The sequence below is a fragment of the Arthrobacter sp. PAMC25284 genome (assembly GCF_019443425.1).
GTDB classification, from domain to species: domain Bacteria; phylum Actinomycetota; class Actinomycetes; order Actinomycetales; family Micrococcaceae; genus Arthrobacter; species Arthrobacter oryzae_A.
The window spans coordinates 1,759,872-1,775,846 of record NZ_CP080382.1 but is presented as its reverse complement, the minus strand read 5'-3'; the positions used below and the strand labels follow the sequence as shown (position 1 = coordinate 1,775,846).

Genomic DNA, 15,975 nt, shown 5'->3' with positions numbered 1-15,975 from the left:
CCCGGACAATCATGGCGCAATCCCGGGACAGGGGCGGCAGGCCCCTGTCCTTCGTCAGTCGCCCGGCGTAGGGTCAGATGACTATGACTGAACAGCAGCCCTATGAAGTCGTCCAGCGGTTCCCCGCCTTTGAACTGCGCCGTTACCCCTCCTACGTCGTTGCCGAGGTTGAGGTCCAATCCTCTTTCGACCGGGCAGGCAACGCGGCGTTTCGTACGCTCTTCGGCTACATCAACGGCGGGAACGCTGCGCAGCAGTCCTTGGCGATGACCGCGCCGGTATTGCAGGAATCGGGACAGCCGCAGAAAATAGCGATGACCGCACCCGTGCTCCAAAGCGCGGACACAGGACCAGACGGGACGAACGGCGCGTTCGTCGTCGCGTTTGTGCTGCCCGCCGACATGACCGAGGACACCGCACCGGTGCCGAGCAGCCCCGACGTGACGGTCAAGGCCGTGCCCGGATCCACCGCCGCCGTCCTGAGGTTCTCCGGCCGCAGCACGGAGGAGGCCTTCGCGCAACGGACCCGGGAGCTTGAGGAAGCCATCCGGGACGCCAGCCTGACCCCGCTCGGGCCGCCGCGCTATGCCCGCTTCGACCCGCCCTACAAGCCGTGGTTCCTGCGCCGCAACGAAGTCGTGCAGGACGTCAGCAATCCGATGGCGGGCGACACCCTGTAGGCCCCGACGTGGCCGGTAAGGCAAAATGGCGGGGTGAATCAACTCCCGCAGCGCCCGACCATGCCCGTCAATAACGCGCCCTTGCAGAGCCGGTCGGCGCAGAGCGGATCCGCCCAGAACGCGCCCTCGCAGGAATCCGGCATCGCGGCCCAGATCGCCCATGAGCTCGGCGTCGCCGGCTGGCAGGTTAAAGCGGCCGTGGACCTGCTGGATGCCGGGTCCACCGTGCCCTTCATCGCCCGGTACCGCAAGGAAGCGACCGGGACCCTGGATGACACGCAGCTCCGTGAGCTGGAGGAAAGGCTGCGCTACCTCCGCGAGCTGGAGGACCGGCGCCGGACCGTGCTGGAAGCAATTGCTGCGCAGGGCCAGCTGACACCGGAACTGCAGGCGGCCGTCGTCGGCGCGGACACGAAATCCCGGCTTGAGGACATCTACCTGCCCTTCAAATCCAAGCGCCGGACGAAGGCGCAGATCGCCCGCGAAGCCGGCCTGGAACCGCTCGCTGACGTATTGCTGAAGCGGCCGGAGCTGGATCCCGACAGGGAAGCCGCCAAGTACCTGAACACCGAGCATTCGATCACCGACTCCGCTGCGGCGCTCGCCGGTGCCCGTTCGATCCTGATCGAACGCGTGGCGCAGGACGCCGACCTCGCCGCTACGCTGCGGGAGCGGCTCTGGACCCAGGGCCGGATGGTGTCCCGGGTGAAGAAGGGCAAGGAAGCCGACGGCCAGAAGTTCAAGGACTACTTCGCATTCGACCAGGCGCCGACCGGCATGCCTTCGCACCGTGTCCTCGCGCTGCTGCGCGGCGAAAAGGACGGGGTCCTGGAGCTGGACCTCACCGAGGCGCAACCCGACGACGACGCCGCACTCACCGCCACCCGCGGCCGGTACGAGGCCGCCGTGGCCAGGTTCCTCGGGGTTGCCGACCGCGGCCGGCCCGCCGACGCGTGGCTGCTCCAAACCGCCCAGCAGGCCTGGCGCTCGCGGGTGCTGGCCCGGCTCACAGCGGACCTGCGCAGCCGGATGTTCGCCGCCGCCGAAGATGAGGCCGTGCGGGTCTTCGCGGCCAACCTGCGTGATGTGCTGCTGGCCGCCCCGGCCGGGAACCGTGCCACCCTGGGACTGGACCCGGGACTGCGCACCGGGGTCAAGGTCGCGGTGGTGGACGGCACCGGAAAGGTCGTTGCCACTGACACGGTCTACCCGCATGCACCCGCCCGGAAATGGGACGAGGCGCTGCGGAGCCTGGACCGGCTGGCGCGGCAGCACGGAGTCGAACTCGTGGCCATCGGCAACGGCACGGCGTCACGGGAGACGGACAAGCTCGCGGCCGAACTGATCAAGCTGCTCGCCGCGGCGGGCCCGGGGGCCGGACCCGCAGGCAGACCACAAAGCACGCCGCAGAAGCTTGTGGTGTCAGAGGCCGGCGCCTCGGTTTATTCAGCGTCGGCGCTGGCCGCCGCGGAACTGCCCGGCATGGACGTGTCCTTGCGCGGGGCGGTGTCCATTGCCCGGCGCCTGCAGGACCCGCTCGCGGAGCTGGTGAAGATTGAGCCGAAATCGATTGGTGTAGGGCAGTACCAGCACGACGTCACCGCGGCCAAGCTGGACCGCAGCCTCGATGCTGTCGTGGAGGACTGCGTCAACGCGGTCGGCGTCGACGTGAATACGGCCTCGCCGGCGCTGCTGAGCCGGGTGGCCGGCGTCGGTCCACTGCTGAGCGAAAACATCGTCGCGTACCGGAACGAGCACGGCCCCTTCGCCAGGCGCAGCGAGCTCAAGAAAGTCCCGCGGCTGGGTGCCAAGGCCTTTGAACAGTGCGCCGGCTTCCTGCGGATCACAGGGGGAGCGGAGCCGCTGGACGCCTCCAGCGTCCACCCGGAGGCGTACCCGGTGGCGCGCAGGATCCGGGCAGCCGCCGGTAACGGGCCGGCGTCCGTGCTGAACCCGCAGGACTTCGTAGACGGCGCGTTCGGCCTCCCGACCGTGCAGGACATCATCGCCGAACTGGAAAAGCCGGGCCGGGACCCCCGGCCGGCCTTCGCGGCAGCCACGTTTTCGGAGGGCATCGAGAAGATTTCCGACCTCGAGCCCGGAATGATCCTCGAAGGGACGGTCACCAACGTGGCGGCGTTCGGCGCGTTCGTCGACGTCGGCGTGCACCAGGACGGCCTCGTACACGTGTCCGCGCTGGCCAACCGCTTCGTCTCGGACCCGCGAGAAGTGGTGAAGTCCGGACAGGTGGTCCGGGTCAAGGTGCTGGAGGCCGATCCGGAGCGGAAACGCATATCACTGACCTTGAGGCTCGACGACGAGCCGGCGCCTTCCGGTGAACGTGGAAGTTCCCGCCGCGACAGGCCGCGGCAGGAGCGCGCGGCCGGGGCGCCGCGAGTGGCCGCGCCGGCGGCGCCGCACGCCAGGCCGAAGGCAGCTCCGAAGGCTGCCCCGAAGGCTGCTCCGAAGGTGGCGCCGGCCGATACGGCGATGGCCGAGGCGCTGCGGCAGGCCGGATTGGGAAGGTAGGTCAACCGCTTAGCGACGCGTAGCCACCGCTTGGCGCAAAAGGCGTGGCATTTCCCTGAAACTACCTCACAATTGCCGGAGGTAAAGCGGCCGATGGGGGTCTTTCGCCTCTATGCCGACGAGACACCGACGTCTTCGACAATCAAGGGAGCAATTATGGGCTGGCTGGACCGCGAACGAACCATCGCCCCACCCGGGTTCAACCGTTGGCTGGTGCCGCCAGCCGCGCTCGCCGTACATTTGTGCATTGGGCAGGCCTACGCGACCAGTGTGTACAAAACAGCGTTGGTCAAGCATTTTGATGCCAGCCTGACCGAGATCGGCGTGATTTTCTCAATCGCGATTGTGATGCTGGGACTTTCCGCGGCAGTGATGGGCACGTGGGTGGACACCAATGGTCCGCGCAAGGCGATGTTCACGTCGGCCCTGTTCTGGGCCAGCGGCTTCCTGATCGGATCTCTCGGAATCTTCACCAGCCAGCTGTGGCTCGTCTACCTGGGCTACGGGTTCATCGGCGGCATCGGCCTGGGCATAGGCTACATTTCCCCGGTCTCCACACTGATCAAGTGGTTCCCGGACCGTCCGGGCCTCGCCACGGGCATGGCCATCATGGGCTTCGGCGGCGGCGCGCTCATCGCCAGCCCGGTGTCCACCGCGCTGCTGAAGATGTACGATCCGAACTCCGGCGTCAAGGGCTGGGTGGCCAGCGGCGACTCCGTAGGCAAGCTCTTCCTGACGCTCGCGGTTATCTACCTGGCCTACATGATGTTCGGTGCGTTCACCATTAAGGTGCCGGCCGATGGCTGGAAGCCGGCTGGCTTCGACCCCTCGAAGGTCAAGAAGTCCGTGCTCGTGACCACTGACAATGTTTCCGCCAAGAACGCCATCAAGACCAAGCAGTTCTGGCTGGTCTGGATCGTGTTGTTCTGCAACGTTACCGCCGGCATCGGCATCCTGGAACAGGCCGCTCCGATGATCCAGGACTTCTTCCGCCAGTCCGACGGCGTCTCGCTCGTCAGCGCCGCCGTCGCCGCGGGCTTCGTGGGACTGCTGTCGATCGGCAATATGGCCGGACGCTTCGTCTGGTCCTCCACCTCCGATATCACCGGCCGCAAGCGCATCTACATGGTTTACCTGGGCGTCGGCGCGGTGCTCTACACCGTTCTGGCCCTCGCCGGGTCCACCACAACCGCGCTGTACGTGCTGCTGGCCTTTGTCATCATTTCCTTCTACGGTGGCGGCTTCGCCACCGTCCCGGCCTACCTGCGCGACCTGTTCGGGACGTTCCAGGTCGGCGCCATCCACGGCAGGCTCCTGACCGCCTGGTCCGCTGCCGGCATTGCCGGTCCACTGATCGTCAACGCTTTCCTGGACGCCCAGGGCAAGCCGGGCCAGCTCACGGCGGTGTCCTACCAGCCCGCGCTGCTGACGATGGTGGGCTTGTTGATCGTCGGCTTCATCGCCAACCTGATGATCAAGCCCGTGGATGCGCGCTTCCACCAACCGCGCCAGGAAGCCACCCGATCCGCCGAACCCGCTATGGAGGCATGAGATGAATACCGGAAAAGTAGCCATCGCCTGGACCCTCGTCGGGGTGCCGCTCGCTTACGGAGTGTTCCAGACCCTGACCCGCGTGGCGGCGCTGTTTGGCTGACTAGCCGCAGCTGAGGCGCCCATGAACACCGCAGGACCGGCCATAGTTGTGGCCGGTCCTGCGGTGTTCATGGGCAATCGTCGACTCGGAGGTGTCAGTCGGCATCGGTGCTGATCTTCTGTAAGGAAAGCCTTGTGGCCGCGCTGATCTGGGCTGCGCCTCGGCCCTGGTCACTTCGAAAATCCCGTCTCCGGATTGGGCGCCGTAGGTCCCAAAGAAGGCATGCACGCCGGCGCGAGGGTCATGGAGTCCGCCATGGAGGTATCTACCTGGCCCCGCGCCGCTTACGACGCCGGCATCAGTGTTGGCGGCCGGAAGAAGCTATTGCGACGCGGTCTCTGCTGCGGGTCTATGTGCGGGGGCGGGATGAACCAAGGGATTCCGTCACGGACGTGGATGGCCCACTGCTCCTTGTGGGTCAGATGGTGATGGTAGCTGCAGAGCAACGTCCCGTTGTCCGTACCGGTACTGCCGCCGCGGGACCAATAGCTGATGTGATGGGCTTCGCACCACGGTGCAGGGATCGTGCAGCCGGGGAAAGCGCAGCCCTGGTCACGGGTGGCGATGGCCTTCCGGATATGGGGCGGAAATATTCGTGAGGTCCGGCCGATGTCCAGGATCCGGCCTTCGCCGCCAAGAACTACCGGAATGATGTCCGCGTCGCAGGCAAGCTTGCGGACCGTAGCGGCGTTGACCGGGCCGCCGAACAGCAGCGAGCCGGTGTGTTCCAGCCGGTCTCCGTCTCCTTCCGTACGAATTACGGCTGCCTTGGGGCTCGACGCCGCCGGGCTGCCCCATGGCTCCGCGGACCCATCACCCGTCCCTGCGGGGGTGCCCGCCGTCAGGAGCCGCGACAGCAGGTCACGGTAGTCGATGGTGACCATCACCTGGGGGCGGAGCCCTCCTGTGGCGGGCAGCATTCCACTTGTGAGGGCCACCTTGCAGGCACCAACCAGGCCATCCAGGAGCTTCTGCGGACGGGAACGGCGGTCGAGTTCCACCGCGTCGTCATCACCGTCGTTGCGGCTCTCCGGTCCGCCAGCGAAGGTCGGCATTTGTTGGTTGCCGCCGCCGGTGGCCGTGCTTCCGACGCTGCCACCGCCACCACCATCGCAATCGCCAGTGTGGGATGACGCCGCATCGCCCTGGATACGGGGATTGGCGGCCGTGTTCATGACGGTGACAAGGTGTTCGAACTGATCCGGGGTGGCGAAGATTTCCATATGGTGGAGCCCGTGACGGGGCTTGCGAATGAAAGCACCCTGCAGACGCCTGAGTAGCTCCTCGGAAGGCTCCGCACCATCTTGATCGATTGCATCTGTCCAGCGCCGGGCAACCCTGGTGAGGAAGTCGGGATCGCTTTCCTCTGCTGTGCGGGTCAGTGCGTGTTCCATCCGGGTCAGTGACCCGGGGTCTGCAATGCCCCGGACCCGTTCCAAGGCGACGGTGACGATGCTTGCGTTCCGCGAAGATACCTTGGCCGCAGCCACGGCTGCTCCGAGTTTTTCACACCGCACGGGCAGGAATTGCCCGGCGATGATGGCGCGGGGAAGCAGGTCCTCCGACAGGGCCAGCCTGCGGCGCGCCTCAGCGGCGGAAATCCTTAGCCGTCCACGGAGGAACTCGACGGTGTTTCGGTAGCCGTCATCAGCGGTTGTTTCAGGCGGATCCGGTGCGGGGCTTGCCGACGGTGCCGTCCGGAGAATTCCAGCGCCGTCCGGTCCAGTTGCTGGGAGTTCACGCCAACCCGTGGTCCACGAGTCACTGCTGCCGCCCGTGCCCGACGCTGGGCGGAGGCTGGCCTGCCGGCGGGTTCGGTCTACTGCTTTCGCAGCCACCAGCTGAAGGTAGTCGAGAGTCCGGGAGATCTCCTCGATACGCCCGGCAAAGTCCGCCGCTTCCCGGAAGGAATATATGTCCGCGTCCGACGCGGCCGCGTTGCAAAACGCCCCGAGATCGGCGCAGATGGCATCCAGCATTCGGGAACCAGACCGGCCAGTCTCCGCTTGATGCTTCTGATCTGGACCGCTCTGATCTGGACCGCTCTGACCCGGACCGCACTGACCCGGGCAGCCCGTGTCCGGGCCGACCTGATCCGGGTCCTTCTGTGTGAACCAGCCGGTGGCCTCCATGGTTTTACTTTGCCAGAGGGGTACGACAATTTAGTGTGCGTCCGAAAACCTGACGGTGGCCAGGCAACCCGCTGCTCAGGCCTGCAGCGCCCGTGGCCGGCCAAACCGGGTAAACACGCCGGGGGAGAAGAGCACAGAATCCGGGGGGCCGGCCACCTCGATGCCGGCGGCCGCGATCAGTTGATCTTCCAGAGTTGTCACCTTCGCCCGGTACAGCAGCCACGGCGTGTGGGTGTTGGGCACATACAGCGTCTTGTCGCGAAAACGCGTGTGCAGCCCAAACCGTGCGGTGAGATGAACGGAAAGTTCATCGGTGGCGGGGTCGTCGAACGCCGGGGTCACGGCGAAGTCGCTCCGCGCGCCGCCGCCAAACCTGCGTACGGAGTACCCGGTGGACGGATCGGCAGGGTTGGAAGCACGGAAGCGGTCCTGCGACCAGACATAAGGAATGCCGGCGGTCCGGGCAGTTAGGACGACGGCCAGCCGGCCTGCATCCAGGGTGAGAAAGACCACGCCGCGTGTCCCGTCGGGTTCACGCGAGTACAGCCGGACGTTAATTTCATTGAAGCTGCCGAAATACGGTATCCCCGGTCCGCGTCCCAGCCCCGCGCCCTTCATCCGGAATCCGATCAGCCCTACCCACGCGGCGCCATCGAAAGTATCAGGGACCACGCCTGGGGGCATAAAGGCCGCTGCGACGGGCTCCGGGATGCGCCAGTGGAGGAAGACGGCGTCGGTCCACTGCTGGCCCATGATGACGGGGGCCGGTAGCTCCGGGGGGACAGGCCACGGATCAGAGCCCACGCGGCTCAGTCTTTGCGGCAGGTGAAGCTGGCGTCTCGGTCATGGCATGAGCTTAGCCAGCGCCGCCAACACCGGAAAAGGACTTTCCGCTATCGGACGAACCGTCAGGCCCCTCAGCAGGTTCTTTTTGCCACGGCCAGCGTCCGGTGATTTCCAATTCCAGCGAGAAGCTCAGGAAGGTACGAATCAGCACGATGACCCCCAGCACACCCACGCTTTCGAAAGTCGGGGTGATGGCTACGGTGCGGATAATGTCCGCCGCGACGAGGAACTCGAGTCCCAGCAGGATGGAGCGGCCGAGCAATTGCCGGTAGGACCGGTAAACGGAGAGCGGACCCGATCCCGGCGGCCGGCCGCGGAGCTGGAATCCGCGCAGGGCCAGGGGAATCGAGACGACGGCGCCGAACACCATAACGGCCACACCGGCAACGTCCACGTAGGTGCCGACGGTCTCAATCGTGCCTTGAAAATCCATGATTTCCTTTCAGCTGGTCGCCCGCCTGGTTGCTCGCATGGTCGCCCGCCTGGTTGCTCGCATGGTCGCCCGCCGTGCGCGGCGCGGGCCCCGTGCGGCGCGGGGGCGCCGTACGGCGTCCGACGCCCTGGTCAGGGGTGCCGAACGCCGATGCCGGCCAGGAGCGCCTGGTAACCCTCACGGAAGGTGGGGTAGTGGAACGTGAAGCCGGTCCCGAGGAGGCGTGAGTTGCTGCACCGCTTGTTCCCGCCGCGCGACGGCTCACTTCGCGACGGTTCGCCCCGCGACGGCCCATCGCCCGACGCCTCGCCCCGCGACGGCTCCTCGGGCGCGGGCAGCGGGAGTCCCATCTCGGTGGCCAGGAAGCGCAGGACGTCGCCGAGTTCGGCGGGGTCGTTGTCCACACCCAGGTAGAGCGGCCCGGGTTCCTCGTCCATCGTGCACAGGTGCACGATCGCCGCGGCGGCGTCATCCCGGTGGATGCGGTTGGTGAAGCGGGATTCCGCCGGCACCACGGCGTTTCCGCCGCGGACCTGGTCAATGAGCCGGGTCCGGCCCGGACCGTAAATGCCGCCGAGCCGGAGGACCACCGGTGTGATGCCGGTGCCGCGCAGCCTGCTGGCAAGCAGGTTCTCTGCCTCGAGCATGATGCGGCCGGAAAAACCGCCGGGGTCCGGCGTCGTGTTTTCATCAACCCAGCCGCCACCGGCGTCGCCGTAGACAGCGGTGGAGGAGACAAAGACGATGCGGTCCGGTGCGCCCGCGCCGGCAGCGCGGGCGGCGTCAACGGCGTCGAGCACGTGTCCCAGCCCGTCCACGTAGGCAGCCCGGTAGGCCTCCTCTGTGGGGGTGTCTGCGGCCAGAGAGACGACGACGGCGGTCGTTTCCGCCGGGAGGGGCGGCAGTTCACCGCTGCTCAAGTCAACACCGACGCCCTCGATCCCGGGCGGGATCTTGTCCGGCGAGCGCCGCCACCCCACAACCCTGTGCCCCGCTGCCGCGAAGTGCAGCCCCGTCTCCGTGCCGAGATCGCCGCAACCGGCCATAAGTACAGTCATGCGAACAGTCTGCCAGTGTTCATCCCTGCCGTTGTGACGGGCCCGGGGTCGGCTTGAGGAAAACTTGCTGGGATCTTGTCCCCTGATGATGCGCCGGCTTGAGGGGACCCGGGCAATGTTGCATTCGTCAGCCTGTGGGGGGCCGGCACATTGTCCATTTACCCGGTCCATGCGGTCCGGCTTCACGAAACGGAACTCCGATGGGTCTCAACCTAAATTCCACATCCAGCAAGGTCCTGGCGTCCGCTGCTCTCCTGGCAGCAGCCGCGGGTGTGGCCGGGCTGGGCACCTACGGTGGCTTTACGGCCAGCACCTCGGCGTCCGCCCCGGTTAAGGCCGCTACGGTCAACCTCGCCAGCGGCGAGAACAGCCGGCTCAACGTTGCTGCCAACGGAGCCATCCCGGGTGACACCATGCAGCGCGCGTTCACTTTGGTCAATAACGGCGACCAGGACCTGACCGGCATCACACTGACCACCGCTGCGTCGCCGTCGTCCATCCTTGACACGGATACTCAGAATGGCCTGCAGATGAAGATCGAAAGCTGCCCGGTCGCCTGGACTGAAGCCGGCGTCGCGCCGTCCTACACCTACACGTGCCAGGGAGCGGGAAACCCGCAGATCACGACGGTCCTCGCGAGCCGTGCGGTGGCTGGCAGCAACCTCGCGCTCTCGAACCTGACCTCCGCGGTGGCAGGTAGAACTGACTTCCTCCGCGTCACGCTTTCCGTTCCGTCGGGCGCAGGCAACGAATTCCAGGGAAAAAACAGCACGATCGGCTTCACCTTTAACGCTGGAGTCCGCGCAGCCACCAACAAGTAACCGAACTTCACGGGGCCCGGCCGTGCTGGGCGGCCGGGCCCCGTGAAGAATCCACATGAATCAACTGGCAGGAGGAACATTCCGTGAGCACTACGCAACTGCTGGAGCCCCGCCCAAAGGCGGACTCGCGCAATGCGCGTGCTCCTCACGGTCGACGGCGGGCCGCGGCAACGGCACCGCGAGCCGGGGGGCTGGCCGCTCAGGCCGCGTCCGCCGTCGGCCGCATCTTCATTGCGCTGCTGCTCATCTCGGCGGCAGCGATCTTCCTGTTCCTGGCGGTGGGTCCACGGTTCCTGAATTACCAGACGTCCACGATGCTGACCGGAAGTATGTCACCGGGCATCAACCCGGGCGATGTGGTCGTCAGCTCGAAGATTCCGGTGTCGGACCTGGTGGTCGGCGACATCATTACCTACAGCATCCCGATTGACGACCACCGGATTGAAACCCACCGGGTCACCGGCATCACCACTGATAAGGCCGGCCTGACTTCGGTGACCACGAAGGGTGATGCCAATCCGGGAGCCGATCCCTGGGCCGCTGTTCTTTCCGAAAACCACGTTTACAGAACCGTGGCCGTGGTGCCTTACCTCGGCGACGGTATCCGCGTGCTCCGGCAGCCGCCCGTTCAGACCGTGCTGCTCTACGGTGCTCCGGCCGTGGTTGTACTGCTTGTGCTCAAGTCGATCTGGGCCAAGCCGAAACTCCCCAGCGGTGACTCCGGGGGATCTGACGTTTTGGAACCGGAGATTCAGCAGTGAACCCCTGTGATGGACTCGTCCTGGACATCGGACGAATCGACAGCCTGTCTATTGAGTTGAGCTCCCGTGCTTACGCCGTGGGCATTCTCAGCCGTTTCCTCGAACGGCTACCGGGCCGGCTCGGGAGCGTCCACGGCAATTTGCGCGAGGGACAGAGCGAAGGCGCGTTGATTGCCATCCTCAGCGTCGCGACGTCGGCCGCCATGACCGGCGCCCTGCAGTTGGAAGCACAAAGCCGGGAGGTGGAACGGCAGATCAGGGCCGGCGACCTCGCTGCCGCCCGGGTTGCCGCCGGGGGTTTGGACACCAACGCCGCCGATTTCGCCCAGCAGGCCCGGGAGCTGTTCGGTTCAGAGGCCACGGAGGCACAGCGCTCCGCGCCGGAGCAAATTCTCCAGGCCGCCTAGCGGTATGGAACTAGTCCGGTATGGAACTAGTGCGGAATTGAACTAATGCGAAGTGCAGCCGGAGCCCGCGGCAGTTGGCGGGATGTCCAACGGCATTCGCAAGGACACTACAGCGCCACCGTCGGGTCCTTCGCCAATCTCAAGATGCCCGCCGTGGGCGCCGGCAATCCGGACACACGTAGCAAGCCCGAAGCCGGAGCCTGGCGGGTCGCCGTCGCGGTGCAGCCGGATGAGCGGCTCGGTGACGCGGTCGCGGTCCTCGGCCGGGATGCCCTTACCGTTGTCTGCGACCCGGATGGTGAGTTCGTCGACTTTTTTTTCGGCCGTCACCAGTATCCTGGGCGCCGTGCCGGGACGGCAGTATGCGACGGCATTGTGGATGAGGTTCTGCAACAGCGTGCGCAGCTGCCCGGCGTCGGCGTCGAAGTGGACGTCGGCGACGGTAATCTCAGCCGCGGCGTCCTGGAGGAGCCGCGCCAGGTCTTCTTCAACGTCGTGGACCAGGGCGGCGAGGGACACCGGCTGGCGCCGGACGTCACCGCCAATCCGCGAAAAGGCCAGCATGTCATCCACCCGGCCCAGCATCCGACGGGACGTCCTGCCAATGATGGCGAAATCGTCTGCGGCAGCCGGGGTCCGCTCTTCGCCGAGCTCTGCGAAGCCGAGGACGCTGGTCAGCGGGTTGCGCAGCTCGTGGCTGATCCGGCCGGCGAACGATGTCAGCAATTCGTTGCTGCGCCGCGCGTCCGCCAGGCTCACGGCGAGCATCCTGGCATGGTGATGGAGTTCCAGAACAGCGACCACCTGCGAGGCGATGATCTCCAGGTACGCCCGTCTGGCCCGGGGGAGCTCCCCAGGTACGGGCGACAAGACACACAGCGAGCCGAGGACGAATCCAGAGGCCGTTGTCAGCGGAACCGAGGCATAGAAGCGCACGGCACCGGCCGCGCCGGTGACAAAGGGATTGTTCTGGAACAACGGATCCCGCGACGCGTCGGGGACCACCGTTGTCTGACCCCTGAGGAAGACCGCGCCGCAAAGAGAATCTTCAATGGAACAGATCCCTGGTTCCAGCCCCACGGCAGCGATCTGATGCCGTGCCCCTTCGGTGATGATGTTGACCATCCCGTACGGCGTCCGCGTTATCCGGGTTGCCAGCGTCAAGAGCTTGTGGAGTTGATCGAGAGTGTCGGGAGTGCCGGTCCCCGCCGCGGCAACGTGGGGCTGAAGGTCGGGCAGGCCGTAGTCGGCGAGTACCGAATCACGGGACGGTTCCGCGTCGTCTACGGCGGGTCTGTGGTCTTTCAGGTTAGAGGTCATGGGATTTCAGTTTCACCTAGGCTGCCACTTCGGCCGGCGCCATCCGATACCCCACGCCACGCACTGTCCGGATAAACCTTGGTTCCCGGCCTTTATCCCCGAGCTTCCGGCGCAGGTTGCCGATGTGCACCTCGATCAGATGCTCGTCTGTGGACCAGTCGTTGCCCCATACCTTCTCCAGAAGCGCCCTACGGGTCCAAACCCGCCGGGGTGCGCCGGTGAGGGCTACCAGCAGGTCGAATTCAGTCCGGGTAAGGTCCAGTTCCACGCCATCCAGGGACGCCATCCGGCCCTCTGCCTCGACAGCCAACGGCCCGTGCCGGAGTACGGTGAGGTCGTCGGCAACGCCTCGGGTGGCGCCCGTCGCCCGCAAGGTCGCCGTCTGCGTACGTGATGTGGGGGTGGCGGGGTCGACGTCGGTGGCGCGGCGCTGGTAGTTAGGTGCGGCGCCTGGGGTGGCGGGGTCGACGTCGGTGGCGCGGCGCTGGTAGTTAGGTGCGGCGCCTGGGGTGGCGGGGTCGACGTCGGTGGCGCGGCGCTGTTGGCCATTGCTGGCCGCCGCGATTTCGGCTGCCGTCATAGGCACGACGTCGCTGGCCCGGCGTTGCGGGGTGGGCCTTTGCGGCGTAGGGCGGTGGCGGCGGAGCGCGGCGGAGATCCTGGCCTGGACGGTGCGAGGGCTGAAGGGCTTGCTGATGTAGTCGTCCGCGCCGGTTTCCAAGCCCATCAGCTCGTCGATTTCCTCTGCCCGGGCGGTGACCATGAAGACATACGCTTGGGAGAATTTCCTCAGCCGGCGGCACACCTCCATGCCGTCCAAGTCCGGCAAATTGAGATCCAGGGTCACCACGTCCGGCTGGTGCTCCTTGATGTGGAGGAGTGCTTCCGTCCCGTTCGCACTTTCCGCTACGGCAAATCCTTGCATTTCCAGAGTGCGGCGCAGCAGAAGGCGGATATCACTGTCGTCGTCGATCACGACTGCACGAAGCTGTCCCGGAAGTGCAGCCATTAGTCCAAACCTCCCACACGGATGTCTTTAGTAACATGGATCACACGTGTCACGTAAGTTACAAGCTAGCAGGGCGATGCACATCTGTCTTGAGTAAACCTTGAAGAATACCGGCCTATTTACTTGTGCTTGGGCTGGCAGGGTGGGACGAGACAGACGATTAGTCCAAAAGGAAGCCCGTGCACGTGAAAGCCGTCAGGAGCGCGACCGCAGATTCGCCCCGTAAGGTGGCGCGTCGGAAATTGCTGCTGGCGCTACCGCTGGCCGGGATGTTGGCACTGTGCGCGCCGGGTCTGGCTTGGGCGGCGTTCACCGTGCAGGTATCGGCCGCGCTGGGTGTGGGGACGTATCAAATTCCGGCCCCGGCCTCTGCCGCCGGTACGCTCGTTTGCACAACCAGCCAGGGCCAAAGGGGTGCGTCTATTGTCTTCAGTTCCGTGGCCTCGGTGAGCCGGGCCACCGGCTATCGCGCAACGCTGACCCCGCCTGTCGGCTCGCCCCTTCAAAACGACGTCGCAGCCACCGGCACCTTTCAGATCCCCATGGCAATAACGGCAGGTAAGGGTAAATACACCTTCAGCGTGGCGGCAAAAGTCGGCTCCTGGGTCGGGGCGCCGCTGCAGCAAACCGTTAACTGCTGACGGCGGGCCCCCGGACCCTGAACCTACTGGGCCGGAATCGGGAAGAACAGCCGGGGATCCTGCAGCAGCGCCGGGTAATCAAAAGCGGAGCGTTCCCTGATCTCATCGACTGTGAAGTGGCGGGCAAAGTGTCCGTCGACGGTGATCGGCCGTCCCTGGACCCGGCCTACGGCGAACGAGGTGCCGCCGTCGAACGGCACGGCAACTACGGAGTTGCCGGGCAGCGTAGTGAACGCCTGCTCCTGCTGCTGGCGTTTCCGGGTGGGCTTCTTCGTGAGCTGCTTTGGCGGCAGCTTCCGTTCCTTGGTCGGGCGCCGGGAGCCGGGCTCGGCGTAGACGAACTGGTATTCGTCGTCGGCGGGAGCGTTCTTCGCGCGGCCCACGGGCGGGAGGCTGACGGCGTCCAGCTTAGCGGGATCAGTGTCGCCGATGGGCAGCCGCAGCACCCACATCCGGTCGCCAGCGGGGTCTTCCGGCAGGAGAAGGTGCTTCGGTTTGGGCCAGACAAACTCGAGATCGGCCTCCGTATCGGGGAACAGCGGCAGATAAAAACGCGGATCCTTGGTAACAAGCCGCGAGCGGTGGCTCAAGTGGAGGTCTTCATTCCCAAGCCATGGCGGCATCGGGATTTTGGCGGCGTAATCGGGGTGCGCTGCCTGTGGGGCGAATTCCATGATCTTCGCACGGGTGGAATCCTCGTGCCCGCGGGAAATCCACTCATCCGCCATCGCCAGTCCGTACATGGTCAGAGCCGGGACGTAGCCCATCCACATCTGGATGGCGGGGTGGTCCTGCCGGCCATACTCCGGGATCACCAGCGCCCGGAGGGTTTGCAGCGCTTCGATGCGCTGCTTTTCGAGCCGGACGTCGTCCAGGACCGAGGCGCTTTGCCGGAAATCGGGGAAGGGGAGGAAAGTCTGCATCTCTCCAGTTTGGGGCCATGGGGCCAAAGCTCCAATTGCACGCGGTCCGACGTGCCGATGTTCACATGCCGGAATGAAGCTGACAGCTCCCGGAAAAGGCGCGTACCATATCATCATCCCACCAACGCCGCCCGGAGGACACGCCATGAATCCAGCTCCCGTGACACCACTTGTCACGAAGTCCGCGCCAAAATATGGCCAGTTACTCGGACCGGAGGCCAACGGGATCCTCGTGCTGGAGGAATTTACGCTGGATCCGGCCGAAGCGCTCAACGAACAGCACGGCCTGCGGGCCGCGATGGCCTCGGTCGCCCTTAGCATGCGGCGTCTGCTGGCCCTCCGCCTGTTCATCGCCGTCGTCGCGATCGCAAACCTCCCGCTGTTCCTGCTTAACAGCGGATGGTGGATCTACGCTGTAAGCCTGACCCTGGTGGTGGGAGTCCACGCCGCCGTGTCCTGGTTGAACCGGCATGAGCCGAAGCTGCGCCAGCGCCACATGCTGCAACTGCATCTGCACCGCGAGCGCAGCGCCAATTACCGTAAAGTCCGCGACGCCGTGAAGTACGTCATTGACGCACCGGCCCGGATGAACGAAGCACTCTACTTGGAATTGCTGGCCGCCAAACGGGTCGGCTTAAACCTGGCGATGGGCACGGTTGCGCTGCTCGATACCAGCGACGAGAAGAACTGGAAGGTACAAATCGTGCGCGAGCTCCCGCGCGCCGCATGAGTCTTAGCCGTTGAAAGTCACAGCCGTTGTG

The 15,975-nt window shown here is 65.7% G+C and carries 15 protein-coding genes; 8 read left to right on the top strand and 7 right to left on the bottom strand.

What is annotated here, in order from left to right; genetic code table 11:
- Nucleotides 1–83: 83 nt before the first annotated feature.
- From KY499_RS08205 to KY499_RS08195, 3 genes are all read left to right on the top strand, one after another.
- On the top strand, nucleotides 84–680 hold the full coding sequence (locus KY499_RS08205) for a heme-binding protein (protein WP_123254854.1): 597 nt from the start codon (nucleotides 84–86) through the stop codon (nucleotides 678–680).
- Between the two features lie 60 nt (nucleotides 681–740).
- Nucleotides 741–3,209, top strand: a complete 2,469-nt coding sequence (locus tag KY499_RS08200; protein ID WP_219886781.1) for a Tex family protein — start codon at nucleotides 741–743, stop codon at nucleotides 3,207–3,209.
- Nucleotides 3,210–3,365: 156 nt separating this feature from the next.
- Nucleotides 3,366–4,760 (top strand): OFA family MFS transporter, encoded by a 1,395-nt coding sequence (locus KY499_RS08195; RefSeq protein ID WP_123254853.1) that lies wholly within the window; start codon nucleotides 3,366–3,368, stop codon nucleotides 4,758–4,760.
- A 387-nt stretch (nucleotides 4,761–5,147) separates the two neighbouring features.
- On the opposite strand, the gene KY499_RS08190 is transcribed toward KY499_RS08195, so the two are convergent.
- From KY499_RS08190 to KY499_RS08175, 4 genes are all read right to left on the bottom strand, one after another.
- Entirely contained in the window at nucleotides 5,148–6,842 is a 1,695-nt protein-coding gene (locus KY499_RS08190; protein ID WP_258191030.1) for an HNH endonuclease signature motif containing protein, read from the bottom strand.
- 228 nt (nucleotides 6,843–7,070) lie between these two features.
- Nucleotides 7,071–7,748, bottom strand: coding sequence for a YqjF family protein (locus KY499_RS08185; protein WP_219886956.1), 678 nt, complete (start codon nucleotides 7,746–7,748; stop codon nucleotides 7,071–7,073).
- Nucleotides 7,749–7,851: 103 nt separating this feature from the next.
- Nucleotides 7,852–8,274, bottom strand: coding sequence for a DUF1622 domain-containing protein (locus KY499_RS08180; protein ID WP_123254850.1), 423 nt, complete (start codon nucleotides 8,272–8,274; stop codon nucleotides 7,852–7,854).
- A 131-nt stretch (nucleotides 8,275–8,405) separates the two neighbouring features.
- The gene (locus KY499_RS08175; RefSeq protein WP_219886779.1) at nucleotides 8,406–9,332 is read right to left on the bottom strand and encodes an SDR family oxidoreductase; all 927 of its coding nucleotides are present in this window, start codon (nucleotides 9,330–9,332) and stop codon (nucleotides 8,406–8,408) included.
- Nucleotides 9,333–9,532: 200 nt separating this feature from the next.
- Between KY499_RS08175 and KY499_RS08170 the strand changes: the two genes are divergently transcribed.
- From KY499_RS08170 to KY499_RS08160, 3 genes are all read left to right on the top strand, one after another.
- Nucleotides 9,533–10,153: a TasA family protein gene (locus KY499_RS08170; protein ID WP_123254848.1), complete on the top strand. Its 621-nt coding sequence runs from the start codon at nucleotides 9,533–9,535 to the stop codon at nucleotides 10,151–10,153.
- Nucleotides 10,154–10,236: 83 nt separating this feature from the next.
- Nucleotides 10,237–10,914 carry a signal peptidase I gene (locus KY499_RS08165; RefSeq protein ID WP_258191029.1) on the top strand — a complete coding sequence of 226 codons (678 nt, stop codon included), beginning with the start codon at nucleotides 10,237–10,239 and terminating at the stop codon, nucleotides 10,912–10,914.
- Nucleotides 10,911–11,321, top strand: coding sequence for a hypothetical protein (locus KY499_RS08160; RefSeq protein ID WP_123254847.1), 411 nt, complete (start codon nucleotides 10,911–10,913; stop codon nucleotides 11,319–11,321). The genes KY499_RS08165 and KY499_RS08160 overlap by 4 nt, the downstream gene beginning before the upstream one ends.
- Nucleotides 11,322–11,363: 42 nt before the next feature.
- On the opposite strand, the gene KY499_RS08155 is transcribed toward KY499_RS08160, so the two are convergent.
- Together KY499_RS08155 and KY499_RS08150 are read right to left on the bottom strand one after the other, a co-directional pair.
- Nucleotides 11,364–12,641: an ATP-binding protein gene (locus KY499_RS08155; protein ID WP_219886778.1), complete on the bottom strand. Its 1,278-nt coding sequence runs from the start codon at nucleotides 12,639–12,641 to the stop codon at nucleotides 11,364–11,366.
- Between the two features lie 16 nt (nucleotides 12,642–12,657).
- Nucleotides 12,658–13,650, bottom strand: coding sequence for a response regulator transcription factor (locus KY499_RS08150; RefSeq protein WP_258191028.1), 993 nt, complete (start codon nucleotides 13,648–13,650; stop codon nucleotides 12,658–12,660).
- A gap of 185 nt (nucleotides 13,651–13,835) precedes the next feature.
- Between KY499_RS08150 and KY499_RS08145 the strand changes: the two genes are divergently transcribed.
- Complete coding sequence (locus KY499_RS08145; RefSeq protein ID WP_219886777.1) at nucleotides 13,836–14,291, top strand: hypothetical protein; 456 nt, start codon at nucleotides 13,836–13,838, stop codon at nucleotides 14,289–14,291.
- 23 nt (nucleotides 14,292–14,314) lie between these two features.
- Here KY499_RS08145 and KY499_RS08140 read toward each other — a convergent pair whose 3' ends face one another.
- Complete coding sequence (locus KY499_RS08140; protein ID WP_219886776.1) at nucleotides 14,315–15,214, bottom strand: MSMEG_6728 family protein; 900 nt, start codon at nucleotides 15,212–15,214, stop codon at nucleotides 14,315–14,317.
- Between the two features lie 160 nt (nucleotides 15,215–15,374).
- On the opposite strand from KY499_RS08140, the gene KY499_RS08135 reads away from it, so the two are divergent.
- Nucleotides 15,375–15,944 carry a hypothetical protein gene (locus KY499_RS08135; protein ID WP_258191027.1) on the top strand — a complete coding sequence of 190 codons (570 nt, stop codon included), beginning with the start codon at nucleotides 15,375–15,377 and terminating at the stop codon, nucleotides 15,942–15,944.
- The last annotated feature ends 31 nt before the right edge of the window (nucleotides 15,945–15,975 follow it).